At 38.3% G+C, this 26,120-nt stretch carries 28 protein-coding genes and 2 rRNA genes; 16 read left to right on the forward strand and 14 right to left on the reverse strand.

Annotated elements, in window-relative coordinates:
* Nucleotides 1-66: 66 nt before the first annotated feature.
* From LXL81_RS22200 to cysM, 9 genes are all read left to right on the forward strand, one after another.
* Nucleotides 67-1,206, forward strand: coding sequence for a hypothetical protein (locus LXL81_RS22200; RefSeq protein ID WP_234648954.1), 1,140 nt, complete (start codon nt 67-69; stop codon nt 1,204-1,206).
* A gap of 44 nt (nt 1,207-1,250) precedes the next feature.
* Nucleotides 1,251-2,642 (forward strand): hypothetical protein, encoded by a 1,392-nt coding sequence (locus LXL81_RS22205; RefSeq protein ID WP_234648955.1) that lies wholly within the window; start codon nt 1,251-1,253, stop codon nt 2,640-2,642.
* A gap of 41 nt (nt 2,643-2,683) precedes the next feature.
* On the forward strand, nt 2,684-3,199 hold the full coding sequence (locus LXL81_RS22210; protein ID WP_234648956.1) for a GNAT family N-acetyltransferase: 516 nt from the start codon (nt 2,684-2,686) through the stop codon (nt 3,197-3,199).
* Nucleotides 3,200-3,344: 145 nt separating this feature from the next.
* Nucleotides 3,345-5,054 (forward strand): AMP-binding protein, encoded by a 1,710-nt coding sequence (locus LXL81_RS22215; protein ID WP_234648957.1) that lies wholly within the window; start codon nt 3,345-3,347, stop codon nt 5,052-5,054.
* Between the two features lie 91 nt (nt 5,055-5,145).
* Nucleotides 5,146-5,382 carry a hypothetical protein gene (locus tag LXL81_RS22220; RefSeq protein WP_234648958.1) on the forward strand — a complete coding sequence of 79 codons (237 nt, stop codon included), beginning with the start codon at nt 5,146-5,148 and terminating at the stop codon, nt 5,380-5,382.
* Nucleotides 5,382-5,711: a type II toxin-antitoxin system RelE/ParE family toxin gene (locus LXL81_RS22225; RefSeq protein ID WP_234648959.1), complete on the forward strand. Its 330-nt coding sequence runs from the start codon at nt 5,382-5,384 to the stop codon at nt 5,709-5,711. The genes LXL81_RS22220 and LXL81_RS22225 overlap by 1 nt, the downstream gene beginning before the upstream one ends.
* Nucleotides 5,712-5,902: 191 nt before the next feature.
* Nucleotides 5,903-6,634: an alpha/beta fold hydrolase gene (locus LXL81_RS22230; protein ID WP_234648960.1), complete on the forward strand. Its 732-nt coding sequence runs from the start codon at nt 5,903-5,905 to the stop codon at nt 6,632-6,634.
* Nucleotides 6,635-6,716: 82 nt separating this feature from the next.
* Nucleotides 6,717-7,919 (forward strand): S9 family peptidase, encoded by a 1,203-nt coding sequence (locus LXL81_RS22235; RefSeq protein WP_234648961.1) that lies wholly within the window; start codon nt 6,717-6,719, stop codon nt 7,917-7,919.
* A 170-nt stretch (nt 7,920-8,089) separates the two neighbouring features.
* Nucleotides 8,090-8,962: a cysteine synthase CysM gene (gene cysM / locus LXL81_RS22240; RefSeq protein WP_234648962.1), complete on the forward strand. Its 873-nt coding sequence runs from the start codon at nt 8,090-8,092 to the stop codon at nt 8,960-8,962.
* A 195-nt stretch (nt 8,963-9,157) separates the two neighbouring features.
* Here cysM and LXL81_RS22245 read toward each other — a convergent pair whose 3' ends face one another.
* A complete protein-coding gene (locus tag LXL81_RS22245) occupies nt 9,158-9,577 on the reverse strand; it encodes a cytochrome B (RefSeq protein WP_234648963.1) in 420 nt (139 codons plus the stop codon).
* 165 nt (nt 9,578-9,742) lie between these two features.
* Here LXL81_RS22245 and LXL81_RS22250 point away from each other — a divergent pair, with 165 nt between their 5' ends.
* The 3 genes from LXL81_RS22250 (at nt 9,743) to LXL81_RS22260 (ending at nt 11,193) form a co-directional block, all read left to right on the forward strand.
* Nucleotides 9,743-10,045, forward strand: a complete 303-nt coding sequence (locus LXL81_RS22250; RefSeq protein ID WP_234648964.1) for a DUF4286 family protein — start codon at nt 9,743-9,745, stop codon at nt 10,043-10,045.
* A 240-nt stretch (nt 10,046-10,285) separates the two neighbouring features.
* Nucleotides 10,286-10,651 carry an HPF/RaiA family ribosome-associated protein gene (locus LXL81_RS22255; protein ID WP_310589609.1) on the forward strand — a complete coding sequence of 122 codons (366 nt, stop codon included), beginning with the start codon at nt 10,286-10,288 and terminating at the stop codon, nt 10,649-10,651.
* A gap of 128 nt (nt 10,652-10,779) precedes the next feature.
* Nucleotides 10,780-11,193 carry a MaoC family dehydratase gene (locus LXL81_RS22260; RefSeq protein WP_234648966.1) on the forward strand — a complete coding sequence of 138 codons (414 nt, stop codon included), beginning with the start codon at nt 10,780-10,782 and terminating at the stop codon, nt 11,191-11,193.
* A 53-nt stretch (nt 11,194-11,246) separates the two neighbouring features.
* Here LXL81_RS22260 and LXL81_RS22265 read toward each other — a convergent pair whose 3' ends face one another.
* On the reverse strand, nt 11,247-11,429 hold the full coding sequence (locus LXL81_RS22265) for a histone H1 (protein ID WP_137339258.1): 183 nt from the start codon (nt 11,427-11,429) through the stop codon (nt 11,247-11,249).
* 258 nt (nt 11,430-11,687) lie between these two features.
* The gene (locus tag LXL81_RS22270) at nt 11,688-12,959 is read right to left on the reverse strand and encodes a pyridoxal phosphate-dependent aminotransferase family protein (protein ID WP_234648967.1); all 1,272 of its coding nucleotides are present in this window, start codon (nt 12,957-12,959) and stop codon (nt 11,688-11,690) included.
* Nucleotides 12,960-13,148: 189 nt separating this feature from the next.
* Between LXL81_RS22270 and LXL81_RS22275 the strand changes: the two genes are divergently transcribed.
* From LXL81_RS22275 to LXL81_RS22285, 3 genes are all read left to right on the forward strand, one after another.
* Nucleotides 13,149-14,648 (forward strand): acetyl/propionyl/methylcrotonyl-CoA carboxylase subunit alpha, encoded by a 1,500-nt coding sequence (locus tag LXL81_RS22275; protein ID WP_234648968.1) that lies wholly within the window; start codon nt 13,149-13,151, stop codon nt 14,646-14,648.
* 275 nt (nt 14,649-14,923) lie between these two features.
* On the forward strand, nt 14,924-15,973 hold the full coding sequence (queA, locus tag LXL81_RS22280; protein ID WP_234648969.1) for a tRNA preQ1(34) S-adenosylmethionine ribosyltransferase-isomerase QueA: 1,050 nt from the start codon (nt 14,924-14,926) through the stop codon (nt 15,971-15,973).
* 102 nt (nt 15,974-16,075) lie between these two features.
* Entirely contained in the window at nt 16,076-16,750 is a 675-nt protein-coding gene (locus LXL81_RS22285) for a 2-C-methyl-D-erythritol 4-phosphate cytidylyltransferase (RefSeq protein ID WP_234648971.1), read from the forward strand.
* On the opposite strand, the gene LXL81_RS22290 is transcribed toward LXL81_RS22285, so the two are convergent.
* The 9 genes from LXL81_RS22290 to LXL81_RS22320 form a co-directional block, all read right to left on the reverse strand.
* Nucleotides 16,740-17,555 carry a tetratricopeptide repeat protein gene (locus tag LXL81_RS22290; protein WP_234648973.1) on the reverse strand — a complete coding sequence of 272 codons (816 nt, stop codon included), beginning with the start codon at nt 17,553-17,555 and terminating at the stop codon, nt 16,740-16,742. The genes LXL81_RS22285 and LXL81_RS22290 overlap by 11 nt on opposite strands.
* Nucleotides 17,527-18,012 carry a hypothetical protein gene (locus LXL81_RS22295; protein ID WP_234648974.1) on the reverse strand — a complete coding sequence of 162 codons (486 nt, stop codon included), beginning with the start codon at nt 18,010-18,012 and terminating at the stop codon, nt 17,527-17,529. Before LXL81_RS22295 ends, LXL81_RS22290 begins: the two co-directional genes overlap by 29 nt.
* A 12-nt stretch (nt 18,013-18,024) precedes the next feature.
* Complete coding sequence (locus LXL81_RS22300; RefSeq protein WP_234648976.1) at nt 18,025-19,320, reverse strand: HlyD family efflux transporter periplasmic adaptor subunit; 1,296 nt, start codon at nt 19,318-19,320, stop codon at nt 18,025-18,027.
* Nucleotides 19,320-21,167 carry a peptidase domain-containing ABC transporter gene (locus tag LXL81_RS22305; protein ID WP_310589607.1) on the reverse strand — a complete coding sequence of 616 codons (1,848 nt, stop codon included), beginning with the start codon at nt 21,165-21,167 and terminating at the stop codon, nt 19,320-19,322. The genes LXL81_RS22300 and LXL81_RS22305 overlap by 1 nt, the downstream gene beginning before the upstream one ends.
* A gap of 6 nt (nt 21,168-21,173) precedes the next feature.
* Nucleotides 21,174-21,524, reverse strand: a complete 351-nt coding sequence (locus LXL81_RS29185; protein WP_310589608.1) for a cysteine peptidase family C39 domain-containing protein — start codon at nt 21,522-21,524, stop codon at nt 21,174-21,176.
* Nucleotides 21,525-21,531: 7 nt separating this feature from the next.
* Nucleotides 21,532-22,998, reverse strand: coding sequence for an MBL fold metallo-hydrolase (locus LXL81_RS22310; RefSeq protein ID WP_234648978.1), 1,467 nt, complete (start codon nt 22,996-22,998; stop codon nt 21,532-21,534).
* A 24-nt stretch (nt 22,999-23,022) separates the two neighbouring features.
* Nucleotides 23,023-23,919, reverse strand: coding sequence for a hypothetical protein (locus LXL81_RS22315; RefSeq protein WP_234648980.1), 897 nt, complete (start codon nt 23,917-23,919; stop codon nt 23,023-23,025).
* Nucleotides 23,920-24,171: 252 nt separating this feature from the next.
* Entirely contained in the window at nt 24,172-24,795 is a 624-nt protein-coding gene (locus tag LXL81_RS29340) for a type II CAAX prenyl endopeptidase Rce1 family protein (protein ID WP_409013947.1), read from the reverse strand.
* 177 nt (nt 24,796-24,972) lie between these two features.
* Nucleotides 24,973-25,128, reverse strand: coding sequence for a hypothetical protein (locus LXL81_RS22320; RefSeq protein WP_234648983.1), 156 nt, complete (start codon nt 25,126-25,128; stop codon nt 24,973-24,975).
* Between the two features lie 373 nt (nt 25,129-25,501).
* Between LXL81_RS22320 and LXL81_RS22325 the strand changes: the two genes are divergently transcribed.
* On the forward strand, nt 25,502-25,735 hold the full coding sequence (locus tag LXL81_RS22325; RefSeq protein ID WP_234648985.1) for a helix-turn-helix transcriptional regulator: 234 nt from the start codon (nt 25,502-25,504) through the stop codon (nt 25,733-25,735).
* A gap of 71 nt (nt 25,736-25,806) precedes the next feature.
* Here LXL81_RS22325 and rrf read toward each other — a convergent pair.
* Together rrf and LXL81_RS22335 are read right to left on the reverse strand one after the other, a co-directional pair.
* Nucleotides 25,807-25,918 (reverse strand): 5S ribosomal RNA (gene rrf, locus LXL81_RS22330).
* Between the two features lie 76 nt (nt 25,919-25,994).
* Nucleotides 25,995-26,120 (reverse strand): 23S ribosomal RNA (locus LXL81_RS22335); the annotation flags it as partial.

Below are 26,120 nucleotides of genomic sequence, written 5' to 3' on the forward strand. Positions count from 1 at the left end.
TTATCACAATAATATTGTCAATATCTCAGTTTTGATGGATACTTGCGGGCTAATCCATGACTAACTATGGCCAAATTCACCGAGCGTCTCTCAAACTGGTTCCGTTCTTCGCAAAAAAACGAAGAATATTTCTTTGATAACGAGCCCGAAAAACATACAGAAGCTCCTGTAAGCTTCAAAGACACCATGCCTCAAAATTCATTAAATACTTCTGTCAGTAATGTGACAGCGATCAATTATAATTCCCAACCTGAACAGAAACCAACAGTAGCAGTAAGAACAGAAGTCGTAATTCCCTACTGGCTGGAAGATGAAGATACCCTACGCGATGAAGGCGTTTTGTTCGGTTTGTCGGAATCAGAGGCAACTGAAAAAACGGACATAATCCACAAATACTTTTCACATCTGGCGGCGCCACATTTAAGCAGTATTGAGCAGCATAACGAGCAAATTCAGGAGCAAAATCTGTTTATCGGACAAAAGAGAAATCGGATCGAAGAATTAGAAAATAAATTAAAAAATCTGGTTGTAACAAAATTCAGTAGTGAGCATCATTTACCAAGGACATTGATTGGTTTATCACTTTCTATTGCCATGTGTATCGGCAATTTCTTTCTGATCAGAGAATCTTTGAAACCCGCTTTTGCAGAAAGTTTCTGGATTGCACTGGGTGTATTCCTGGCAGGCATGTTCAGTCTTTTTGGACGGATTTCCATGTTCCATGATACTGAATCAAAAGTCTCATGGCGCTCACTTCTGGAGGAAGTTGGTTTGCCATTCGCAGCTGCGTTATTTGTGTTTGCCAATGTTTTGCCTCACCAGGGAATATGGCAGGCTATTGCATTATTCATTTTTGTCTTTTTCCTGTTTCTATTTGCCGGTAAGCTGCTCTTGAGTAATGTAACTGTTTTGAGAAATGACTTGCGTACGCTGTCAAATATCAGCCGCGACCGTCAGGAATCGGAAAATAATACGCAAAACTGGGAACGTGAAATACAATCTTTACAAATTGAGGTTGACGAGTTACGTGTAAAAAAATGGCAGATCTTGCGTGAACAAGGACAAGCCGAAACGGAACGCGACAGGATTTTCGCGAAACGCGATATGCTGATCAAACTTTTTGAAAGCGAGTTTTCTCTCGCGCGTCGCATGAAAAATCAATTAACAAACAAGCAATTACAAGACATCAGGAGAAGTGCGGAATGATTTTTTTTGCATCAACCGATAATTCTTACAAAATATTGAAAGTTATGGACGAGCAACAGCCTAATCAAAACAGCGACTATCAGCATGGTTACAGCAGTGGCCTTGAAGGATTGGACCGCCAGGTTTATGAAGCCTACTTGTCGAGCAATGTCAGCCACGACTGGGTTTTGGATCGCCTGAACCAAAAAAGAAATGAACTGGATGCTGTTAAAAACAAAAGACAGGAAACGGTTCATACGCATAAACAATCCTTTGACAAGCTTCAGGAGCAGCTTATGGGTGTAAATCAGACTGCAAAAAAAATGAAAGATCTGGACTTATCCATTTCTGACATCAATACCCAGTCTGAAAAACTTAACGAAAAGCGTGTGAGTTCTGCTCCATATTATTCACTTGTTGCCGGGTTAATATTCCTGGCTGCCGGTATTTCATTCATCGCCGGTGACCTTATTATTTCCCATGAAATTGTTGCCTATGCACTGAACATTCGTAACCCGAATGAAGCCTGGGCTTTTGCGATTGGACTTGCCATGTTATCAGTTTTGTTAAAACCGGCATATGATCGTTTGGTGGAAGAACCATATCAAAAAGATGACTCTCCAAAAGCAAAATCTAACTATGCACGTTTCAAATTGATTTTGTCAATTTTCGCCATAGTAACTCTGATCGTTTTAGGCTGGTTCCGTTATGAGGCCTACCGTACAGATAAGTTGAAGGAAGCAATTAACAAATCAGTTAAAGGTTTGCAGTTAAATGCAGTTGATCCTTTGACAGGTGCACCAATCAACAGTCCGGAATTAACGAACAAAATTGAGCAGGCTTTAAAAAATTCCGATCAGCTGAATCTCGATCTTGTAAATAGTCCATGGGCTTTGATGTCATTTGTATTGAGTGGTGTTTTGTTCGCTATCGCCGGCGCGGTTTCCCTTGGTATGGCATTGCCGGTTTTACAGGGATTCTGGATGAGATGGCTTCAAATTGATCCGAAATTATGGAAATTGAGAAGACGCAAGAAAAAAATTGAAAAACAGCTGGACGAATTACAGGCTACTATTTCGGAGCAACTGGCTCAGAAAAGTATTTTGGAAAACGACATTGCAGTATTGCCTACCTGGGAAGAGTTAAAACAGGAAGAAGTTTCAATCCGCACGGAAATTGAACACCTCGAAGAAGAAAGAAAACTCGCATTGACCGATAGTCGTATTCAGTTATTTGGAGACGGTTATGAACACGGACAAGTGACCCGTGACATTATGAGCGAGGAAGAATATGAACATTGGCGATCCGGGCATTTGACTGTGTCCAACTTGGCAATGCGTGCCCGTTCAAACGATTCTGACAGGGCTGTTACCCGTTCCAAAAATTCAGGTATGCGTCCTCATCAGGCAATCCGTAAAGCAATCACGGACCGCTTTGATGAGAACAATTCAGAGTGATTTTTGTAAATTGGGCTTTTGATTGACTATTTATTATAAAGATGATTCTTCAAAGTCCCCGTTTAGATATTATTGTTTGTGATGACACCCTTTTTGACGCGATCCGTATGGGCAACAATGTCCTTGGCCGCGTGATGGGTGTTAATGTTCCAAAAAAGTGGACCGAATTTCGTGACACTTTTACACCTTCTTATCATCGATGGAAAGCCCACCCTCCGCTTCGCGAATGGTGGGTTTATCTTATCGTTTACAAACAAGGCAATATCCTGATCGGGTCCTGCGGTTACAAAGGAGAACCAGACTCCAACGGTGTGGTAGAAATTGGCTATGAAATTACGCCAACGCACAGGGCTATGGGACTGGGTTATGAAACAGCCAAAGCACTCGTAGATCACGCATTTAAACAAAGCGGGGTGTTGAAAGTTCTGGCGCACACCATGGCCGAAGAAAATGCTTCTGTTCGTATTCTGGAAAAACTAGGTTTTCAAAGAACCGATGACAAGGTTAATGATCCCGAAGAAGGACTGCTTTGGCGATGGGAACTTTCAAAAAGATAATTAAATAATTTTCAGTATAGTACTTAAAACTGCAAATGACGTTATATCAATGTGATAAATTAAATTGCACTACTTCAATATTTATTTGTCTCAATTAATTAACTTAAATCCTGAAAGAATTTTCATTCATATTTGATTTGAAATTATGATTGCCGTATCAAAAGAAACCTATCCCTGGCTGAAACATTATACCGAAGGCGTTCCTTACGAAATAAATCCGGATGCCTATTCTTCACTTATAGAATTAATGGATACCGGTTTCAGATTGTATAAAGACAGGTCCGCTTTTGCCAATATGGGAAAAGAGTTGACTTTTGGCAAACTGGATGAACTTTCAAGAAATTTTGCTGCCTATCTGGAAAATCTGGGATTACAGAAAGGCGACAGAATTGCGATACAAATGCCAAATCTGCTCCAATATCCTGTGGCGCTGTTTGGTGCTCTGAGGGCAGGACTGGTGGTTGTTAATACCAATCCGCTTTACACGCCGCGGGAAATGCAGCATCAGTTTAAGGATTCGGGAGTCAGGGCCATTGTGATTCTTGCCAACTTTGCAGCGCACCTTGAAAAAATTGTTGGCAATACGGAAATCAGACATATTATTATCACTGAAATCGGAGATTTGCTGGGCTTTCCTAAAAAGCTGATTGTAAACACAGTTGTGAAGTATGTCAAAAAGATGGTTCCTGCATATCATATTTCAGGTGCGGTTTCTTTCATTGAAGCACTTTCACTTGGTGCAGGATTGACCTATACAAAACCTTCTGTTTCCAATATAGACGTAGCCTTTATTCAGTATACAGGCGGAACAACCGGTGTATCAAAAGGTGCGATGTTAACGCATCGTAATTTGATTGCCAATGTAGAAGCAAATAGTGCCTGGATATCACCTGTTATGGGGGAAATGGAAATTCCTATTTTTGTAGCTGCGCTCCCACTCTACCACGTTTATGCACTAACCGTAAATGCGCTTACCGGCATAAAAATCGGGGCACTTAATGTGTTGATCACCAACCCGAGAGATATGAAAGCATTTATTAGCGACCTGAAAAAATACAGAATTAATGTATTCACAGGCGTTAATACAATGTTCAACGGACTAATGAATAATCCTCAGTTTGCTGAAATTGATTTTAGTCAGTTAAAAGCTACGTCGGCTGGTGGTATGGCGTTACAAAAAGTTGTAGCTGAAAGATGGCTCGCGGCCACAGGTTGTCCGGCTTGTGAAGGTTATGGACTTTCAGAGACATCACCTGTTTTATCGTCCAATTTATTAATAGGTGAAAACAGAATAGGAACGATCGGAATTCCATGGCCAAGTACCGCATTAGCCATCATTCGCGAAAATGGTGAGTGGGCTGATACGGGTGAAGTTGGGGAGATCTGTGCTTTTGGCCCTCAGGTCATGCTCGGATATTTTAACCGGCCAGACGAAACCGTACAGGTAATTTTCGAGAAGGACGGCAAACGCTGGTTTAAAACCGGTGACCTTGGTTATGAAGATGCTGACGGTTATTTCAAAATCGTTGACCGTAAAAAAGATATGATTCTGGTTTCAGGGTTTAATGTTTATCCTAACGAACTGGAAGATGTCGTTTCGCAGTGCCCGGGCGTATTGGAAGTGGCTTGTGTCGGAATTCCTGATGAAAAATCTGGTGAACTTGTGAAATTATTTATTGTCAAAAAAGATCAGGATCTCACAGAAGAAACGGTAAAAGCTTTTTGTAAAGAAAATCTTACAGCATATAAATGCCCGAAAAAAATTGAATTCAGAACAGAACTGCCCAAGACAAATGTTGGTAAAATTTTGAGGCGTGTTTTAAGGGATGAGGAAATTGCGAAGTTGAACAAATGAGGATAGTATTTGGTTTTATTAGTGTAACTTATTGCTTTAAATATTAAAATATAATTTCGGATTTAGAATTTAGTTTAACTAGATATGTCATATGAAACAGGTTACATTAAATATACCAGAAAACCAATTTCCGGCTTTTATGAAATTTATCCGTACACTGGATTTTGTTAATGTTGAAAAACCATTAAGCTTAGAGGATGAACTTACTCCAAGTCAAAAAGAAGTTTGGGAAAATATCAAAGCTGGATTTATAGAATTTGAGATGATTGAAAAAGGATATTTAAAGGCACGTCCGGTAAAATTTTTATTGGATGAACTGGATTCTTAATGTTTGAAATATATACTACTTCCAATTTTGATCGTGAGTTAAAAAAACTTTCAAAAAAGTATCCATCCATTATTTCTGATTTCAAAGTTTTATTAAAAACCTTCGAAGATCAACCCTTTCAAGATTCGCCTTTGGGGAGGGATTGCTACAAAATACGAATGGCTGTATCTTCAAAAAACAGAGGAAAATCGGGTGGTTCACGGATTATTACTTGTGTGAAAATCATAAATAATTCAATTACACTATTGTTAATCTATGATAAGTCGGATCAAAACAATATTTCCGATAAAGTTTTAGTTTCTCTTTTAGAAGAAAATAATCTTAAGTAATCGCCTCCAATAATTTGTTTCAAACTACGGGTTCAACGAAATAAATAGAATCGTCATTTGTACTTTGCAAAGCAAATATTTATCAAGATCTTCTCCACATTTAACAATCAATTCAAACAAAAACCTGAATTTCGATAACCCTTTCTGTATATTTAACAAAAGAATAACTCAAACGTTGAATATAAGTAACTATGAATCTACACAGAAAAACACTGGTATTGTTGCATGGTCACGGGGTAGACGACTCCATTTGGGATAGTGTTGATGCATTATTAAACGAATATTACACCGTTGTCAGACCCAATATATCCCTTTTTACTTTTTGTAAAACTGTTGAGGAATATGCCGACGAGCTCCACCGTTTTTTAACGACGGCCGTGATTGAAAAATGCACGTTAATTGGCCATTCCATGGGCGGTTATATAGCGCTGGCATTTGCAGAAAAATATCCCGAAATGCTGGAAGGCTTCGGATTATTTCATTCGACCGCTTATGCCGATGATGAATCTAAAAAACATCAGCGAAATCAAACAATCGATATGTTGCGGAATTACGGCACAGAAATGTTCGTAAAAAATACCGTCGGCAATTTATATGGCGATCGTTTTAAAGAACTTTATCCTGAGAAGCTGAAAGAGCATGTTGCCCGTTTTGGAAAAATACCAACCGAAGCCCTCATTACCGGAATCAATGCGATGCGCGACAGGGAGGACAGAACAGCCGTTTTAGCTACTATGCCATTTCCGGTTTTGTTTATCATTGGTATGCAGGACAAACTTATTCCTTTCGAAAGCTGCATCAGTTTGTCAGATTATCCAAAACAAAGTTATCCGTTTATTCTCGCTGAGGCAGGACATATGGGTATGGTTGAGCGTCCGGATGCCTCTGCCCGTATGATAAGTTGGTATATGTCAAAAATATAATTTCAGAAAATCGAATTATATTGATCAAAAATAAGTCAGTGTTCGTTATCTCTGACAAACACTGACTTATTCTTCCAACGATATGCAAAAGAACACTTCTACAACCCATTTCCATAAAAGCTGGTTAGTCCTGATTTGGGTCTTATTGTTTTTCACAGCTTGTAGCAATGATGATGACAATGAGGTAACACCGGAGGAGAATAAATATCTGGTATCAAGCACATTTATTAAGGATCTTACCAAAGATGATATTGCCAAAATTTATCCCCTCCTGGCAGGCTTTGCAAAATATAATGTCAAGGTTTATAAAGTCACCTATAAAACTACCAACACCGACGGTACCGCCATTACTGCCTCAGGAGCGGTATTGATGCCTGTTACAGATCAGTCTGCTTCACTGATCAGTGTTCAGCATGGCACAATTACATCCGATGATTCTGCACCTTCAAATTTCCAGGACGGCTCAGAAGCTGCAACTTTCGGATCAGTATTTGGTTCGATGGGCTATATTATATCTTATCCTGATTATATCGGTTATGGTGCTTCCAAGGATTTGCCGCACCCGTATGAACATCGCGCAAGTCTGGCTTCTTCTACACTGGATATGTTACGCGCCGCAAAGGAATTGTTAAAACAACAAACCGATGTCAAATGGAATGAGAACTTATATGTTGCAGGTTATTCGGAAGGTGGATATGCGACAATGTGTTTGCAGAAAAAAATAGAAGAAGAAGCCTCTTCTGAATTTAACCTGAAAGCTTCAAGCTGTGGTGCCGGGGCATACGACAAAACTGCTTTTATGAAATATGTGATCAACAGCTCTGTTAACAATGTTGCTTCTTACAATTCATTGTATTTATGGGTAATGCTTACTTACGACAGGATTTATAAACTGAATAAGCCGAAAACATACTATTTTAAAGATCCCTACGCAGCACAAATTGAACAGCTTGGCATAGCCAATCCAATTAATGTCAGTTTCAATACCATATTAAACGATTCCTTTAAAACAGCCGTAAATACGGGAACAGATACTGGTTTTCTTGCAGCAATTGGCGACAATGATGTATACGACTGGAAACCAAATACGCCTACCCGATTATTCCACGGCGATGCTGATCCATTGGTATTTTATTTTAATTCTGTGAATGCACAAGCGGCTATGAAAAAGCGTGGAGCGCCGGATGTCGAGCTGATAACCATTCCCGGCGGAACGCATTCATCATCAATCACTACTTTTCTGGCAGGAACTTTGGCATTCTTCACAACTCCGAAGTATCAATAAAATATTATATTTGCAATCAATTAAGTCTATAAGACAAATATGGTTGTTGATTATAATTATTTTCCCTTTGCTCTTATTTACCGGTCAGGAATGAACCGGGTTAGTGATGCGCGATGTTGTTTATGAAAAAATGACAATGCAATCAAACATCACATTTTTTAAATTTTCCCATGTCTACACTTCTTGATTTAGTAGGAAATACCCCGCTAGTTGAATTAAACCGCATTAATCCAAATCCCAACGTAAAACTTTACGGCAAACTTGAAGGGAACAATCCCGGAGGGAGCGTGAAAGATCGTGCTGCATATAGCATGATTAAAGGAGCTAGAGACCGCGGCGAAATAAAATCCGGAACAAAACTCATTGAGGCAACAAGCGGGAATACAGGTATAGCCCTGGCCATGATTGCCAGATTATACGCTATTGAAATTGAACTGGTAATGCCGCAGAACTCAACACGTGAAAGAGTATTGGCAATGGAGGCTTTCGGTGCAAAAGTAACGCTGCTGGATACAATGGAAATTTCTCGTGATTATGCAGAAGAAAAGGCAAAAACCGGGGAATATCTGATGCTTAATCAATTTGCAAATCCTGATAACTGGAAAGCACATTACAATACAACCGGGCCAGAAATATTCCGTGATACCGATCAGCAGGTAACTCATTTTGTTTCTTCCATGGGTACAACAGGTACTATTATGGGCGTTTCCCGTTATTTGAAAGAACAAAACAAAAATATTCAAATTGTAGGTTGCCAGCCAACAGACGGATCCAGCATTCCTGGTATCAGAAAGTGGCCGGTTGAATATCTTCCAAAAATTTTTGAAAAAGACCGGGTTGATCAGGTTATTGAGGTAACTCAGGAGGATGCGGTTACCATGACCCGTCGCCTGGCCAATGAAGAAGCCGTTTTTGCCGGAATGAGTAGCGGCGGTGCTGCCTGGGCTGCTGTTGAACTTGCAAAAAAACTCGATTCAGGAACAATCGTATTTATTATTTGCGACAGAGGCGACCGATATCTTTCAAGCGATTTGTTTGGATGATTGGTAGCTGTTAGCGAATAGCTGTTGGCTTTTAGCTGTGGGTCACAAGTTCACTTTTGCCTGGGATTAGTTCAACATCAGATTAAGTATTTTTTTACAAACTAACTGACAATTAGTGCAAAAAAACTTTTGGCTATTAACCACTATCTGCGAGCCAAAAAGCCAACAGCCAGAAGCTAATAGCCAAAAGCTAAATCAGAACCAACCTGCGCCTAAGTTCCGGAAAGGCCAGGGAATGGCAGCCAGAATAATTACCAACGCCATTCCGTAGAAATATAAAACGGTACGATGTTTATCTGCTCCGGCAAGTTTCTTTGAGCGAACGCGTCCGACGGTGATCAGAATGATTGCGATCACCATCATGAAGACGTGCTCAATTGAATAAAAACGGATTACCTTATCGCTGATCTGTCCGAAATTCACCAACGGACTCATCGTATAAAGCACCAGTCCAATCAAAAGCTGGGTATGCGTGGCAATTAAAGCAAACAAATAAATTTTGCTGTCGCCTTGTTTATTATTTTGCCAGTTGGAATATGCCATGGCTACTGCGGCAAGTAATAAGCCAAGCACAACATAACGTAAGCCCGAATGGGCACGTATAAGAGCATTCATATGTTAGTAACAAGTTATGGTGAAATCGTAAGGCTGCAAAGGTAGTCGTCAAATCAGCATATCACAACAAAAAGCTGCCGCCGAACAGGTAAGTTTCCGGATTAGGCTAAAAATTTTTAAAGCACAATATTTGTACAAATTTTCAAACTGAAATAAATCAAGATAATGATACTGTTTAACATTACTGTGAATATCAGCCATGCTGCTGAAAAAGACTGGCTTAAATTTATGAAAGAAGTCCATATTCCTGAAATTATGGCCAGCGGATTGCCTGTTGAAACAAAATTACTTCGTTTGCTGACCGAAATCGATAACGAAGGAGCGACTTATACAAATCAGTTTATTTTCCGTACCATGGAAGATTTTCTTGCATACCAAACTTCTTTCCAAGCCGAATTGCAGGATAAACATCATCAAAAGTTTAATGGTCAATATGTATCTTTCCGGACACTTCTGGAAGAAGCCTGACCATCAGACTGAATTGTAATCTGCAAAAAAGTTTTTAAACAAAACCTTAACATTCACTTGACATTACGGTAATCTTTCTCTTTATTTAATATACCGTACGTCTTCGGAAACATGATGCGTAAAGAACGGTTCGGGTTTATTTTTTATAATATGCGGACTGTTTTTTATAAATAATATGATTTGAAGACCGGTAGGAAGTAATGTTTTACCATAAAACTTAAAGTGCTTATGAGACTGCAAATGCAAGCAATTCACTTCGACGCTGACCCTAAACTGTTGACATTCATTCAACAAAAAATGGATAAACTCGACACGTTTTACGATAAGATTACGAGTGGTGAAGTGTTTCTTAAATTGGATAAAAGCGACAACGCCAAATTACATACCAAACTTCTTGAAGTTAAAATTTATGTACCTGGCGGTACAATGTTTGTGAGAGAGCAAGGGACAACATTTGAGGAGGCTACTGATTTAGCGATTGATACATTAAAAATGCAGGTTAAGAAGTTTAAAGACAAGCGGAACAAGGCAAGGGCTCCAAAACCAGTTGATGGAGTTTTACAGACAGACGAAGTTGCTGTTATAACGGAAGATATCGAAGATTAAAAATTATATATAGTAATCAGGAAAGCTACTCCAAAAGGGTAGCTTTCCTGATTTTGTTACGGATCGAATTTGTAGGAATCCCTGAATTAATCGATTTTTGCGAAAACTTAAATTTAAAACTTCAAATTATGAATATAGAACCTGTTGTCGGTTCCACCTTTGATCATGCTTTTCGCTTCACACAGGAGCAGGTTATACAATTTGCAGAACTGACCGGTGATAATAATCCCCTGCATCTGGACGCGGATTATGCGGCTACAACCAGTTTTAAACGGCCAATCATTCATGGTATGTTGGGAACAACAGTTTTCACCAAAGTTTTAGGAACAGAATTTCCGGGATTCGGGTCGATTTATTTGAAACAGACCGTGGAATATCTCAGACCAATGTTTGTAGAGACAGATTATAAAGCGGTGTTTACAATCAAAACCATTGATCCTGTTAAACATATCGCTGAAATAGCGACAGACATTATTGATGTCAATACAAAAAAGGTAGTGACCAGAGGAATTGCAACGATGATCAATCAGGAAAAATTTTAAAACAAAAGAGCCGGATTTTCTCAAACCCGGCTCTTCATATTTATCTTCAAATCTTATTCTCCTTCTTCGTTCTTTTTGTTCTGTACTTCTGAACGAATTTCCTGAGCCAAAGTCTTCAGCTCCTGCATACCTTTACGTACACGAGTACCAGCTGCCTGGTTTGCTTTATTGTAAAACTTATCAAAATCGCCCTCAAGCGATAAAATTAAATCCTTTACTTCATCAAATCTTGCCATGTTTTTGTTTGTTTTTAGTTTAAAATGCCTCTAACACGCTAAAAACGCATGTTTTGCCCGAAATTTAACAATTAAAAGCATTACCGCAACCCAAAAAACAAAAAAAAACAATACTATAATGCAATTTGAATATTCAGTTCACCTCAAATAACTGATATACAACGCTTTACGCTTAATAACTTTTTTGGTTACATAAGAAAATAAAAAGGACGTTTTTCTACAAAAACGTCCTTTTTATTCAATGAGACAAGATTTTGACTATTCAGCAACCTCCTGAACATCTTCAATCTGATAAACTCTGTTTTTCAATTTATCTGCCAATGTAGTAAACGCGTCAAGCGTATATTCGACATCTTCCAACGTATGTGCGGCAGTCGGAATGATACGAAGCATAATTTGGCCCTTTGGCACAACCGGATAAACTACGATCGAACAAAATACACCCATATTCTCACGAAGATCACGAACCATCCGTGTCACTTCCGGAACTCCTCCTTCGCTATGTAAGAAAATCGGCGTAACAGGCGATTGCGTTTCACCAATATTGAATCCGCGGCTTCTCAAACCATTTTGCATGGCTTCCACATTTTCCCATAACTTTGAACGAAGCTCAGGCATTGTCTTGATCATTTCAAGACGTTTTCTGCATCCTTCTACGTAAGGCATTGGCAATGCTTTGGCATAAGTTTGGGAACGCATATTATATTTCAGGTACATAATAATCTCAGGATCATCAGATGCAATAAAAGCACCAATAGCAGCCATAGACTTGGCAAATGTAGAAAAGTAAAGATCCACCTCTCCCTGTACGCCAAGCATTTCGCCGACACCGGCTCCCGTCTCACCCATCGTACCAAATCCGTGCGCATCGTCAACAAGCAAACGAAATTCGTATTTTTTCTTTAATTCAACGATTGACTTTAAATCACCTACCTTACCCGACATACCAAAAACGCCTTCGGTAATCACCAACACGCCACCACCTTTCTCATTGGCAGCTTTTGTGGCACGGACCAGGTTTTTTTCAAGACTAGCCATATCATTATGGTTAAACTTGTAATACTGGCCCATTTTAGCTTTATGCAAACGAATTCCGTCAATCAGACAAGCATGCGATTCAGCATCATAGACGATTACATCGCGGTGATCGCAGATACATTCAATCGCTGACATTACACCCTGATATCCGTAGTTCAATAAAAAAGCATCTTTTTTACCTACAAATTCAGCAAGTTCTTTTTCAAATACTTCATGTAACGTCGAGTTTCCTGACATCATACGCGCACCCATCGGATAAGCCAGTCCCCACTTTGCCGCTGCTTCTGCGTCAACTTTACGTACTTCCGGATGATTTGCCAGTCCCAAATAATTATTCAGACTCCAGTTCAATACCTCACGTCCCATAAACCGCATTTTCGGTCCCAGATCACCTTCCAGCATGGGAAATGAAAAATAATGATGGCTATTTAGCATTTTAGCCGGCGTTCCGATTGGGCCTGAATTATTGTGCAGTTTCTCAAAAATGTCCACTCTCTTCTAATTTATGTGGGTAACAACCTTGTAATTTATGTTAGATAAATGCAAAAATAAAAAAAATAACAATACATTAAGTACAAACCTAACATTCAACGAATTGTAAGTTACCCAAAATATAAAAATAGTACTTTTAAATTTTGAAATAATTTCACATATCTTGTGTCCTCATTGTGATCTGTTTACATGCCTGAAATCAAAAAAATACTGGTCGCCAACAGGGGAGAAATTGCCCTCAGAATCCTGCGTACAGCGCGGGAAATGAATTTAGAAACGGTTGCTATATTTAGTGAAGCCGACCGGAAAGCACCCCATGTCCGGTATGCCGGTGAGGCCGTGTGCGTTGGTCCGGCACCTTCGTCAGAATCCTATTTAAATATTGATAAAATTTTGGAAGTTTGCCACCAATTAAAAGTTGATGCCATTCATCCGGGCTATGGATTTTTGTCTGAAAATGCCATATTCGCCAGAAGAGTCCGTGAGGCAGGGTTGATATTTATCGGCCCTTCCCCCGAATCCATTGAAGTCATGGGCAGCAAACTCGCCGCAAAACAGGCAGCGGGCAGCTATAATATTCCTATGGTACCCGGAACTGCATCCGCCATTGAAGACCGGGAAGAAGCCAAGCGCGTTTCCAGTGAAATAGGTTATCCTGTTTTAATAAAAGCCAGTGCCGGCGGTGGCGGGAAAGGTATGCGGGTTGTCGAAAATGAAGCAGAATTTGACGAGCAAATGGACCGCGCGGTCAGTGAGGCCCTTTCTTCCTTTGGTGATGGGGCCGTATTCATTGAAAAATATATTACTTCACCCAAGCATATAGAAATCCAGGTTCTGGGCGACCAGCATGGAAATATCATTCATTTATTTGAACGCGAATGTTCGATACAACGCCGCCATCAGAAAGTGATTGAAGAAGCGCCGTCCATTTCTATTACACCTGCCATACGTGAGGAAATGGGCCGTTGTGCTGTTGATGTGGCCAGATCCTGCGGGTACTATGGAGCCGGGACGGTGGAATTTATTATGGATGAAAATAAAAACTTTTATTTTCTGGAAATGAATACCAGGCTTCAGGTAGAACATCCGGTAACTGAACTGATAACAGGAATTGATCTGGTGAAACAAATGATTTTCATCGCAGAAGGAAAAGCGCTCACGATCAGCCAGGAAGATTTACAGATAAAAGGTCATTCTATTGAAGTTCGGGTTTACGCAGAAGATCCGGCAAATAATTTCCTTCCTGATGTTGGGACGCTGGCAACCTATGTTCGGCCACAAGGCAATGGCGTTCGTGTTGATGACGGTTTTGAACAGGGTATGGAAATTCCGATATATTATGATCCTATGTTGTCAAAATTGATAACCTATGGACAAAACCGTGAAGAAGCAATTGAAAAAATGATACGTGCTATTGATGAATATCATATATCCGGCGTACAGACAACCTTATCATTCTGTCGATTTGTGATGAATCATCCCGTTTTTCAGTCAGGCAGTTTTGATACAAATTTTGTCAATCTGCATTTCAGTCCGGAATTATTGAATCCATCTCAAAGCCAGGATAGCAAACAATTGGCAGCTTTGCTAAGTGCCTATCTGGTTCAAAATAAAAAACCAGAACCATCCATTCAGGACAGTTCAAAACCGGTTTCTAAATCAAGATGGAAAACGCAGCGACTTGGTTGATTATAAAAAATGGAATTTTATTGGGATTCATACTAAAAAATAATTACTTTTGCGCTCTTAATTTTTCAGTATATAAAAAATTGAGAATTTTCGGGAATACTTTACCATAATATTTAAGTATCAGCTGAAAAATTTATTATTTATATGATAAATGATTATTGACCAGATAAATACAGTGTAATTGTTAGCTCAATAATTGTCATAAATTAAAAATAAAAATTTCGACCGCCCCTTTTTGTCTCACGACTTATCGACTTTCACCGATTTAACAAGCTATGAAGTTATCCGAATTTAAATTTGATCTTCCTCAAAGCCTGATTGCACTTCATCCATCCGACCGCGGTGAATCCCGCCTTATGGTAGTAAACCGTGCCACAGGAGAAATAGAACACAAAATGTTTCCAGACCTTATTAATTACTTTGGTGATGGAGATGTTATGGCTATAAATGATACCAAAGTTTTTCCAGCCCGGTTATACGGTCAAAAAGAAAAAACAGGAGCTAAAATTGAAGTATTTTTATTACGTGAACTGAACCGCGAAATGCGTCTTTGGGACGTTTTGGTTGACCCCGCACGCAAGATCCGGGTTGGTAATAAATTATATTTTGGCGACAGCGATCTTGTTGCCGAGGTTATTGATAATACTACATCGCGCGGCCGTACAATCCGTTTTTTATATGACGGCGATAATGACGAGTTCATGAAACTTGTGGATCAGCTTGGTGAAACACCGCTTCCTCCGGAAATCATTTCCCGTCGTAAAGTAGAAAGTGCTGACCGTGAACGTTTTCAAACGATTTTTGCTGAACATATCGGTGCAGTTGCTGCTCCAACGGCAGGTTTGCATTTTACAAAAGCAATGATGAAACGTCTTGAAATTAAAGGCATTAACTTTGCTCCCGTTACCTTGCATGTTGGACTGGGAACATTCCGTACGGTTGATGTTGAAGATTTGACAAAACATAAAACGGATTCTGAAAATTATCGGATTCCACAATCAAGTGCAGATATAGTAAACGCTGCATTGAATGGAAAAAAACGTGTTTGTGCTATTGGAACTACATCTTTGAAAGCAATTGAATCGTCGGTTTCTGCCAGCGGACATTTGAAAGCAGTAGAAGGATGGACAGATAAATTCGTTTTTCCGCCTTACGATTTTAAAATCGCAAACGCCATGTTATCAAACTTCCAGCTTCCTGAATCAATCTTATTGATGTCAGCATGCGCATTCGGAGGTTTTGATTTGGTAATGAAAGCCTACGAAATGGCTATCAAGGAAAAATATAAATTCTTCACATACGGAGATGCAATGCTGATCATCTGATCGAAGCATTAATAAGCATTACCTTTGTCATTTATTAACATCTGAGCTCAGCTTTGTGTTGATAAATGACATTTTTTTGAATATACCAAAGCTTTTTTTGTTATGCAGGAATATGTAATTATTGTAGCAGGTGGCTCCGGAAGCCGGATGAGAAGTGATATCCCCAAACAGTTTATTCCCGTAAACGGATTACCCGTTCTGATGCATACAATGAAGGCATTTAGAAGTTATTCTGACATTTTAAAGATGATTCTTGTCCTTCCGGAAGCTCAGTTTGACTACTGGAATCAACTTTGTCACGAATTCTCTTTTACAGAAACTTATTCACTTGTACAAGGCGGTGAAACGAGATTTCAATCTGTTAAAAATGGCCTTGATAGTATTAAAGATAATGAACACGCTTTTGTCGCGGTCCATGACGGCGTACGTCCGGTAATCAGTAGAGCAATTATTTTTGAAAGCTTTCAAAAAGCCACTCAGTTTGGTACAGCAGTAGCAAGTGTGGCGTTAAAAGATTCAATCAGAATTGTTGAGAGTTCCGAAAAGAATACCGCAATGGATCGTTCCGCGTTCAGGTTAATTCAAACGCCGCAAACTTTTCGGATCGACTGGATGAAAAAAGCATTTAATAATCCATACCAACCACTATTCACAGACTGCGCCAGTGTTCTCGAATTTGAAGGTTATCCGATTCATTTGACAGAAGGATCTTATGAAAATATTAAGATTACAACGCCTGATGATTTGAGGTGGGCTGAGATTTATCTTAATTCTTAACCTCGAATTCCTGTGCAGAAATTTGCCGTGGATAATTAACAAACATTTCTGTTGGTTCATTAATCTTATATCCTTCCGAAAAGTATTGTTTTGCCTTTTCAAAATATATGTCGGCCTCACGGTTTCCAGTAATTTTTAATGTAAGTGCCAGATAATAGTTCGCCTCCGGTAATTGTTCATATTGTTGAAGACAATCCCTAAAATATCTTTCTGCCTTGTCATACTCCTTCATTTCGCTATATACTATTCCGAGGTAAAGTAAAGAATTAAAGTGGATGTCATTATTTTCATTACTTCTTCGTTGCTGCCGTATATCTTTTAAAAGTTCGAATTCCGCTTTGTCATATTCCTGCAATTCCAGATAAGCGATTCCGCGATAGAATGAATAGGTATGATCCATTTCACTCGCATTGGGAACAAGGTTTTCAGCACGATTGAATTCAATTAAAGCCTTTTCATAGTTTTTGCTAAAAATACAATTCATAAATGCATAATACCCGATCCATCTCTTTGGATCAATCTCAACCGCTTTTTCCTCAAACTCAAATGCTTTCGCATAGTCCCCATTCCTGATATAGGGCACAGCTTTTTCATGATATGCTTCTGAAATATTGGGACAAATAGTGAGCAAGCTATCCCAGGTAGCTTCCCAATGCGGATGATTAAATCCATATTTGGAAGCTTTTTTCTCAAATATTTCTACCAAACTATCCTGAACCATCTTAGAATTACAATCTATTACCGGCTGAGAATATGTTTTGAAAACCAAGATTAAATTAAGGAATAATAGCAATGACTTCACCATTTTTGATTTTAAATGAAACAAATGACAAATAATTCGCATTTTTAATATCATAAATTGTCGGATTTTTCTTCCATTTGTCCATTGTCAGTAAAAAGCCGTAAAGGTCATTTATAAATTTCTTCTCAAAGTGTGTGACTTTATAATTTTCGTCAGTTTGCATCACCTTTGTACGACTTATCACACCTTCACAATTTATAAAAAATCGAAATGTGATATAGCCTGTTCCGACATATGTATTATTAGTTTTTTTTAGATATTGCTTTGTATCATTTAAAATGGACAAAGATCCATCAGGATACTTGGCTTTGACATCATAATAATAAAGGGTGTAAGGAGGACTGCAATTGGGACTGGTAATAAGCGTAGTATCCATATATTCTCCTTTTGGAATAATGTAATTTTGTCCAAACAGACTTATGGATGAAAGTATTAAAAAGAAAATAAAAACTATTCTCATAAAATCCAGAGTTCAACGTGTTAGCAATATTCTTCTGATTTGATAAAATAATCGTTCAATAAGTCTCAAATCCTCGGTTACGATTTCTGCTGATGCCGCCATTCCGGTTTTATAAACCAGTGATTTATTGAAATTTGTTTTAAGGCCATCAGGCAAAGATACTGTTGCCAGAAAATACGTGTTATCCTCAGACGGAACTTTCGCAATCGAAGTCACATTTCCTTCCACGGCTCCATATTCCTCAAACGGATACCCCTGAAATTTCACAAGCACCCGTTGCCCAATATTTACTCTCCCTGAATTAATTTGCGGAATACGAATTTCTCCCATATACTGACTTGTTCCGCTACCAATATACATAACTTCCACTCCTGCTTTTAAAGATTGTTTCTCTTGTAAGGTTGTAGAAAAAAATACGTTTCCCGCTTGTGGTGAAACAAGCAAATATCGGGATCTCCATGATTCAATAGCGCTTCTAAGCGTATTGAGAGCCTGTCCAAAATTTTCAGTTTGTTCCTCAACAGTGCGATCCAGTTCCAACAAATCGTTTATTTTGGTATTCTTCTGATTGTCATTTGTAATACGCAATGTTTCTATATTTTTAGCAGGAAGTAATTTGGCTAAGGCTTTACTCTCCTCCCTGTAAATTTCAATATCCGGTATGACTTTTCCCGCATGAAGTTTTTTACTGATTTTATATTCCTGATCGGCCAGCTCTGAATCTCGTGTATAAATACTTCGCTGTTCATTCAGTTGTTGATCCATTAATTCAGCCCGTTTGATATCGCTCATCAACAACTTTTTCTTTCTGTCATAAAATCGATCTGCATACAACATTCTGACTTGGACATACACTTGTTGAAAATTCTGATATGGAGTCTGGACTTCTCCTAAATGTTCGAAACTATTTAGTTTGATACCGCCGAGTTTTGAAAAATCATTTTGTTCTACAACATTCCTTATTTGATTTAATTCCTTTTCCAGATCAAGTATTTCCTGATGTCTGGAAGTGCTTTCCACATAAGCCAGTATTTCTCCCGCTTTCACGCTTTGATTTTCCTTTACAAATAATACTTCTATCCGTCCATCTGTTTTAAGAACTACCGGTTTTGGCAGATTACTTGAAATAAGCCTGAAATCAGCACGAACAATCGTGGGGTAATGAATTAGCCAGCTAACAGCAAAAGCCACCATCAAAACAAAACATAATGACAATGTCCCCCATCGGATAAGCCATTTGGGAGGCCGATCCATAAAATCCCGGACAGCTTCACTTCTAAGGTCTATATCATCCTGAATTTCTTCCATTAGCTACCTAATTCTAATTGATTTTTCACCAAAGAATAATAATATCCTTTGCTTTGCACCAGTGCGACATGCGTACCTTTTTCAATAATACTTCCTTTATCTAATACAATGATCTGATCTGCATTTTTAACAGTACTTAGTCGATGCGCAACAACAACCACCGTTTTTCCTTTAAAAAATGCTTCAAGATTACGCATAATTACGGCTTCATTATTAGCATCCAATGCACTGGTAGCTTCGTCAAAAAAGATATATTCCGGATCTTTATAAACTGCTCTTGCAATAAGAATACGCTGTTTTTGTCCACCGCTGATACCCATTCCACTGGATCCTATCCTGGTATTATATCCGTTTGGAAGTTCCCCTACAAAATCTCCAATGTTGGCAACATGAACAGAATGGGCTAGCTTTTTACGGTTTACACCTCCATTTTCATCTGATTCGCTGATATTACGGGCCACTGAATCAGCGAATATATATCCTTCCTGCATCACAACGCCACACTGCTTGCGCCAGAAATTATAACTCAAATTTTTGAGATTTCCGTTTCCTATTTCTATTTTACCGTCTGTGAGATCGTGATATTTTAAAAGTAATTTTAGCAAGGTAGTTTTACCACTTCCGCTGGCACCTACAATAGCGGTAACCTTTCCCTGGGGAATTTGAAAGTTGATATTATTAAGTACCAAAGCAGATGTGCTGCTTCCGTAACGAAAATTCAATCCGGATACTTTGATTGTTTTATCCTCAGGTAATTCATTTATAAGCAGTTCGTCAACATTTTCTTCATTGGTTTTATTATGAATTTCTGCCAAACGCTCCAGACTTAATTTCGCATCCTGATAACTACGGATAAAAGCGATGAAGTTGTTAACAGGCACATTCATCTGTCCGATAATGTATTGCACGGAAAGCATTGCACCCAAAGTTAATTCACCATTGATGACTGATCTCGCAGCGATATAGCTGATCAGAATATTTTTAACCTCATTGATAAACCTTCCTCCTTCATTTTGAGATTGAGATAAAGACAGACTTGCCATGTTCAATTTGAACAAACGCGCCTGAATAGCTTCCCACTCCCAGCGTCTTCGTTTTTCAGATCCATTCAGTTTTATTTCCTGCATGCCATTGATTAGCTGAATCGTACTACTCTGGTTTCCTGAGGACTGGTCAAAATATTGGTAGTCAATTTTGGCTCGTTTCTTCATAAATAACAGAACCCAGGCCATATACAATGCCGAACCAATAATAAATACAAGGAAGAGTTGAGGATTAAAATAATAGAGAATGCCACCAAAAATAGTGAGTGTAACCGTCGAAAAAAGAACATCCAAAGTAGTGGCAGACAAAAATGCCTGTACACGATTATGATCCTGAATCCTCTGTATAATGTCACCGGTTGACTTTGATTCAAAAAATGAAATCGGAAGATTCATCAGTTTCATCAGGAAATCAGACAACATCCGCAGGTTTATCCGACTTGTTACATGCAGTAATATCCAGTTCCGGATCACACTAAGGCCCGACTGCGATATAAATAATACCAATTGCGCAATGAGGACGAGTGTTACAAAATTTAAATTCCGGGTATTTATACCTGTATCGACAATCTCCTGCGTAAGAAAAGGTAATCCCAACTGAAGTAAACTAGCCAGAAAAAGACCTAAAAATAATTGCCAGATGTGTCGTTGATAGGGTCTGAAATAAGGTGCTAAAAATCCCTTAACTGATTTTGAAGAAACCTGATTACCCTCCTGTGAAAAAAATCCAGGTGTAGTTTCAAAGAGTAAAAGAATCCCTTCCGAATCCTCATTTGCATTTTTTTCAGGAATCCATCCTTTCAAAAAATCCTATCGGGAATATGTAATAAGTCCATGCCCCGGATCGGCAACAACAACCTTGGTGGCTGTTGCCTCATAAACCACAACATAATGCCGCTGCCGCCAGTGCGCAATACAAGGTAAAGGAATTTGTTCAGCAAGTGTTTTATAATCTGAACTTAATACCAAGGTACCGAACCCGATATTTTCAGCGGCATCAACCAATCCTCCCATACTAGCACCATCTCCTCTCAAACTTGTAAGCTCTCTGAGATAAGCGCCATCGAAAGATTTCCCATAAAACTTGCTGATCATTCGTATGCAGGTTGGTCCGCAGTCCATTCTGTCATATTGTCTGTAAAAAGGATATTTTCTAATCAAAGTATTGTCATTTAACTTCAGTCATTTTCCGTAGCTCTTCCATAGTCCCAAACTCCTTTTGTCCCTGCAAAGGCCAGGAGGTATAAATTCTGTCTATGGTTAGGTTTTTTGAAGTGATCAGATCGTACACTGCTTTTCCTCTCTGACCCGCCGATGAAACCCTTCCACTCGATCGAAAATTGAGTAAATCGCCAGTCCACAAAATTTTGCTATCAGGAAAATAATAAACTAAATGCTCATTGGTATGCTCCGTACTTTTACCAATTTCATAGGCAATAACTTTACCCATAAACTTTTTCTCTCCATTCAATGGCACAAAGTCGAACCGGGAATTTTGTGCATTGTCGACAGGCATGTTACCTAGTGTATGAGTTTTCTTCATAATATCTTCAAAATACGCCTGATTCCCGGCAGTAGTAACAACAGCTAGGGGCAGAGCAGCATAAGCCCTCAAACCACCGGAGTGATCAGGATGATGGTGCGTCACAAACAAAAACTTTAAAGGTTTACCGGGATATCTCTTTTTCAATTGCGCTATAATATTTTCGTTAAGCTCAATTCCGGAAGGAGTCTCAAACAAAGCGATACAGTCGGTAAATTCTGCCACAAGCATTTTATTATTCTGTGACACTATTTTTACAAGATTGATATTAGCAGCTATCTTTTCAAAAACCAGGCTATCTCTTATCTCTATACGTTCAGCCATCTTTCTTCTGAAATAATCCGGAACTATGGTCATTTTCAAGTCAAAAGTATCCGGTTTTATATTGGAACGGAAAGCCTCATAAGTAACTTCTCTTTCCACTTTCCCATATTCAAAATCAATGCGGGAAGATGGCATTTTTACACCGTTTTGATCTGTATACCCTTTATATTCAGTTGCGAATACTACATCTCCATACGTATTGTCGTAGTCTAAATATTCAGTTTTGTCTAAAAGTTTCGTTTTCTTGTTGATGAATAAGGTAACTGGTTTTGTGCCGAATGAAATCCATGTATGTGATTTATCTTCTCCCAAATAACGCAGCGAAATTCTTGACAGCCAGGCTAGTTGAAGCAACTTTGCCGGAACCTTTCGGGCAAGTTCAAATGTAAAGTCAGTATTTTTGTCTTTCAACAATTTGTTTTGGTAAAATCCCTTTTTGTAAACGGAATCCTGCTTGCTGACAGCCAATTCAACAAATGTATACCCATTGTTTACTATCGTACTGCGCATGTAGCCGGATTGTTCTTTTGCAAAAAATGCATTAGTTTCCTCGTAAGGAATATCTTTTGTTTTCCCCGGAACTTCATAATGTCCCAGATTATGTATGACGCCTTTGGATTTTATGAACAGGCTGTCAGGAATATGTGTACTGGTAGCACTTATTGATTTTTCTAATATTTTTAATGCCTTTTGGTAATTAGCCGTAGTTTGGGCAAAAGAAATAAAGGGTATGAAAAAAATGGTAAGTGTGTATATTTTGATTTTCATTCATTAAGAGATTTAATTTCCCGTTCACATATTTTTTGACAATAGATTTGATTCCATAAAACGATCGTATTGAAAGGTATAAGGCTGGTTGCTATAATCAAAACCTTGTATTTCTTTCTTATACCTTGCAAATATTTCTTGAAAACCCTCGCTGAACTGGCGATGAAAATCAAGGCCCGCATCGGTGAGTATCTCCGGATTGTCCATAAGTTTTAAGTCTAGATAAAACTTGTGCAAATAGAAGCCAATTCTGCCTAGTACCTCGAAACGCAAATTTTCATTAGTAAAATATTGGCTTTGAAGAACTTCGTCTAACACATGTAATATGCACGTGTAGGTAAACAAGCCATGAAACGCTCCGTAAGCTCCTCTCATTTCACCCGGATTGGTTGAATAATTTTTTAACGGATGATCTTTTGGGACTTTCAGATATTTAGGCGTATCCAGCGTAATTACATTAAAGATTATATGACCACATTGGTGTGAAATGTCATCAATAAAAAAAACAGGGGTCTGGATTTTGTTCTCTGTATTAAAATATGCCGTACCGTGATGCATGATTCCGGCAAAAGAATTGTGGTTAGGACTGCTGAATACTACAAATTCTCTTGTAACGGATGTTATCAAACTCCAAAAATCGGGTAATTGTTTATGTAAGAAAGTTGTTGCTACGGATAAAGCATTTTCATTTTTATAGAGGGTGTCTTCCACAGGTTCATGAAAACTTACATCCTTGGCATAAGCCAATAAATCAGTAGGATGCAAGCACAAACGAATTTTACTGTTTTTAACAAACGGATTAGGTATTAGTCCAGTCAGTGTACTTAAATCTACCGGAACGATATTATATGGCTCAGTACGGATATATCCTAGATTTGGCAAGTTAACCATTCCGAACCGATCAGCGGTAAGAGAAATCATGGCTAGCCTTTTTTCAGCAGGAATATAACCAACCACGGACTGAAGCAAGGGAATTTTATCCGTTTTGCCAATATCCGATAGGAAGTAGCAAAATAATGAAGGCTCTAGAAATGCGAAGTCATCTTCGTAATCGATATTTCGAAAAGAGTTGGATCCTCATGATAGAATGCCATTTTTATCGTATCGGAAAGAGTAGCTTCTATTCTCAATAGATCTACTTTTTCTACTTTAAACCCGATGATTTTGTTCATTTCAATTATAAGAGAAATAGCTTGTGCCAACAGCTATTGCGTTAAAAATTATATGAAGACATATTGAATAAATTATTCCAAATTTCAATCTTGTATAGCTAAGAATGACCCCCATAATCGCTTGTGGAAGTGTAAGTATAGGAATCATTATTAGAGTTAGAAGATCCACTTCAAAATTGAATGTGTGAGAGAAAGCAAATAAAACAACCGATAAGTAAAAGATAGGTCTTGAATTTACAGACCAAAAATTATCAAAAGCTGAATTCATTATTTTACACTTTTCTAAAAAAAAATAAACTATCGGTAGAGCCATTATCGGATACATAAAAATAAAATTTCCCCAAAAAGAGACTTTTGATTTGATTATCTGTGCCAGAATAGTATAAATCCAGCAACCAATCATTAGAGATAAATTCCACGAAGAGTATCTTAAACACAGCCTAAAACTTATTTCTTCAATAATTGGAGCAACTAAACATATAATTATAATCATATAGATTAAACCTTTCTCATGAAAATTCTGATGAAGACTTTTCATAGAAATATCTAAGTTTAGCGTATCTATCAAGAAAAAAACTGAAATACCGATAATATTGCCCAAAAAGATTGAAATAAACAGAAGCATGATTATATCATATACTGGATGTTTGTTATCAATACTTATATGGTTCAAATTGCCAAATCTTAATAGGCAAAAAATTTCCTTTACAATTCTTTGCACGCTATATATATCTATTGATAATTCAGTGTAATGATAGTAAAAACGGTGGTAGTCATTGGTATGATTACCACCGTTTTCTAATTAACTTCTTCCACTATTAGTAAGGACAATAAAGTCAATAAGTCTTTCCCAGAAACCATGACAATCTGCTACGCTACCGCCTTTTATCGCCTCCAAACTTTCATTAACCTTTCCAATCTTCTGAGCTTTTAATTCTTCAAGTGATAATCTTTTCATTTCAAATATGATTTAAGATAAGGTAAAACCAACCTCCCCACCTTCTGGCCAGATATTGTTTCGGATTGTGCTACAAAACTGCAAAACGATATTTATTTCAACTATTACTTTAATAATAAATCAATGAGGATATCCAATATTATTACTGAGGTAATAGTTTGGCATTATCGGAAACACATAAGCATCTAATTATCAAACATCTATATAATAATTATTAAAGTTTGATTTATAGACATTTATTGAAAGATCTTGCGAACATCTTCAATATCACTATCTTTATTACACAACGATATTAAAAGCTTCAATTTTGAAATAAGAATTTATTACAAAGCGATTTGTAGAAATGATATTCAGTAATTAAAATTGTTGTAGAATGACAGCCGAGGAAGCATTACACACCTATTACAAAAAAAGGGAAATCTCCCAACCAGAAATAGCGGTTATGCTGGAAGTAAGCCAAACGAGCGTCCACAACTGGCTTAGTGGAAAAAATAAAATTCCAATTGAATTTTATGATCGTATTGCGAAGCTTTGCAATATTAATCTTATTGAAATTCTACCTGAAGGGTGGAGGATTTTACTTGATAAAGAAAACAGCAATAGGTGATTATGGTACTGGCTATCTTTTGCTAAGCACAAAAAAATCCCATCTCTTGTGAAGACGGGATTGTAATAGTATTGTGGCGGCTACCTACTTTACCAGGTTTGACCCAAGTATCATCGGCGGTTCCGGGCTTAACTTCTCTGTTCGGGATGGGAAGAGGTGAACACCGGGCCAATAGCCACCAACAAGCTCTTTGAGTGTGTACTGTGTTTGATGCAGTAAATCAATGTCATATTGGAAGCAAAAGAGAATGAGTTAAAGGTTGTGCAAGCTGTTGGGTAATTAGTACTGCTCAGCTGAATGTATTTCTACACGTACACCTGCAGCCTATCAACGTCGTAGTCTACAACGACCCTTGTGTGGAAGATTCATCTTCGGGCTAGTTTCG

It is taken from the genome of Dyadobacter sp. CY356 (assembly GCF_021440195.1).
GTDB lineage: Bacteria > Bacteroidota > Bacteroidia > Cytophagales > Spirosomataceae > Dyadobacter.

Excerpts from the sequence above, each read along its gene's own strand:
- LXL81_RS22200 (WP_234648954.1), top strand. The coding sequence starts at position 67 with ATGGCCAAATTCACCGAGCGTCTCTCAAACTGGTTCCGTTCTTCGCAA.
- LXL81_RS22205 (WP_234648955.1), top strand. The coding sequence starts at position 1,251 with ATGGACGAGCAACAGCCTAATCAAAACAGCGACTATCAGCATGGTTAC.
- LXL81_RS22210 (WP_234648956.1), top strand. The coding sequence starts at position 2,684 with ATGATTCTTCAAAGTCCCCGTTTAGATATTATTGTTTGTGATGACACC.
- LXL81_RS22215 (WP_234648957.1), top strand. The coding sequence starts at position 3,345 with ATGATTGCCGTATCAAAAGAAACCTATCCCTGGCTGAAACATTATACC.
- LXL81_RS22220 (WP_234648958.1), top strand. The coding sequence starts at position 5,146 with ATGAAACAGGTTACATTAAATATACCAGAAAACCAATTTCCGGCTTTT.
- LXL81_RS22225 (WP_234648959.1), top strand. The coding sequence starts at position 5,382 with ATGTTTGAAATATATACTACTTCCAATTTTGATCGTGAGTTAAAAAAA.
- LXL81_RS22230 (WP_234648960.1), top strand. The coding sequence starts at position 5,903 with ATGAATCTACACAGAAAAACACTGGTATTGTTGCATGGTCACGGGGTA.
- LXL81_RS22235 (WP_234648961.1), top strand. The coding sequence starts at position 6,717 with ATGCAAAAGAACACTTCTACAACCCATTTCCATAAAAGCTGGTTAGTC.
- cysM (WP_234648962.1), top strand. The coding sequence starts at position 8,090 with ATGTCTACACTTCTTGATTTAGTAGGAAATACCCCGCTAGTTGAATTA.
- LXL81_RS22245 (WP_234648963.1), bottom strand. The coding sequence starts at position 9,577 with ATGAATGCTCTTATACGTGCCCATTCGGGCTTACGTTATGTTGTGCTT.
- LXL81_RS22250 (WP_234648964.1), top strand. The coding sequence starts at position 9,743 with ATGATACTGTTTAACATTACTGTGAATATCAGCCATGCTGCTGAAAAA.
- LXL81_RS22255 (WP_310589609.1), top strand. The coding sequence starts at position 10,286 with ATGCAAGCAATTCACTTCGACGCTGACCCTAAACTGTTGACATTCATT.
- LXL81_RS22260 (WP_234648966.1), top strand. The coding sequence starts at position 10,780 with ATGAATATAGAACCTGTTGTCGGTTCCACCTTTGATCATGCTTTTCGC.
- LXL81_RS22265 (WP_137339258.1), bottom strand. The coding sequence starts at position 11,429 with ATGGCAAGATTTGATGAAGTAAAGGATTTAATTTTATCGCTTGAGGGC.
- LXL81_RS22275 (WP_234648968.1), top strand. The coding sequence starts at position 13,149 with ATGCCTGAAATCAAAAAAATACTGGTCGCCAACAGGGGAGAAATTGCC.
- queA (WP_234648969.1), top strand. The coding sequence starts at position 14,924 with ATGAAGTTATCCGAATTTAAATTTGATCTTCCTCAAAGCCTGATTGCA.
- LXL81_RS22285 (WP_234648971.1), top strand. The coding sequence starts at position 16,076 with ATGCAGGAATATGTAATTATTGTAGCAGGTGGCTCCGGAAGCCGGATG.
- LXL81_RS22290 (WP_234648973.1), bottom strand. The coding sequence starts at position 17,555 with ATGGTGAAGTCATTGCTATTATTCCTTAATTTAATCTTGGTTTTCAAA.
- LXL81_RS22295 (WP_234648974.1), bottom strand. The coding sequence starts at position 18,012 with ATGAGAATAGTTTTTATTTTCTTTTTAATACTTTCATCCATAAGTCTG.
- LXL81_RS22300 (WP_234648976.1), bottom strand. The coding sequence starts at position 19,320 with ATGGAAGAAATTCAGGATGATATAGACCTTAGAAGTGAAGCTGTCCGG.
- LXL81_RS22310 (WP_234648978.1), bottom strand. The coding sequence starts at position 22,998 with ATGAAAATCAAAATATACACACTTACCATTTTTTTCATACCCTTTATT.
- LXL81_RS22315 (WP_234648980.1), bottom strand. The coding sequence starts at position 23,919 with ATGATTTCTCTTACCGCTGATCGGTTCGGAATGGTTAACTTGCCAAAT.
- LXL81_RS29340 (WP_409013947.1), bottom strand. The coding sequence starts at position 24,795 with ATGCTTCTGTTTATTTCAATCTTTTTGGGCAATATTATCGGTATTTCA.
- LXL81_RS22320 (WP_234648983.1), bottom strand. The coding sequence starts at position 25,128 with ATGAAAAGATTATCACTTGAAGAATTAAAAGCTCAGAAGATTGGAAAG.
- LXL81_RS22325 (WP_234648985.1), top strand. The coding sequence starts at position 25,502 with ATGACAGCCGAGGAAGCATTACACACCTATTACAAAAAAAGGGAAATC.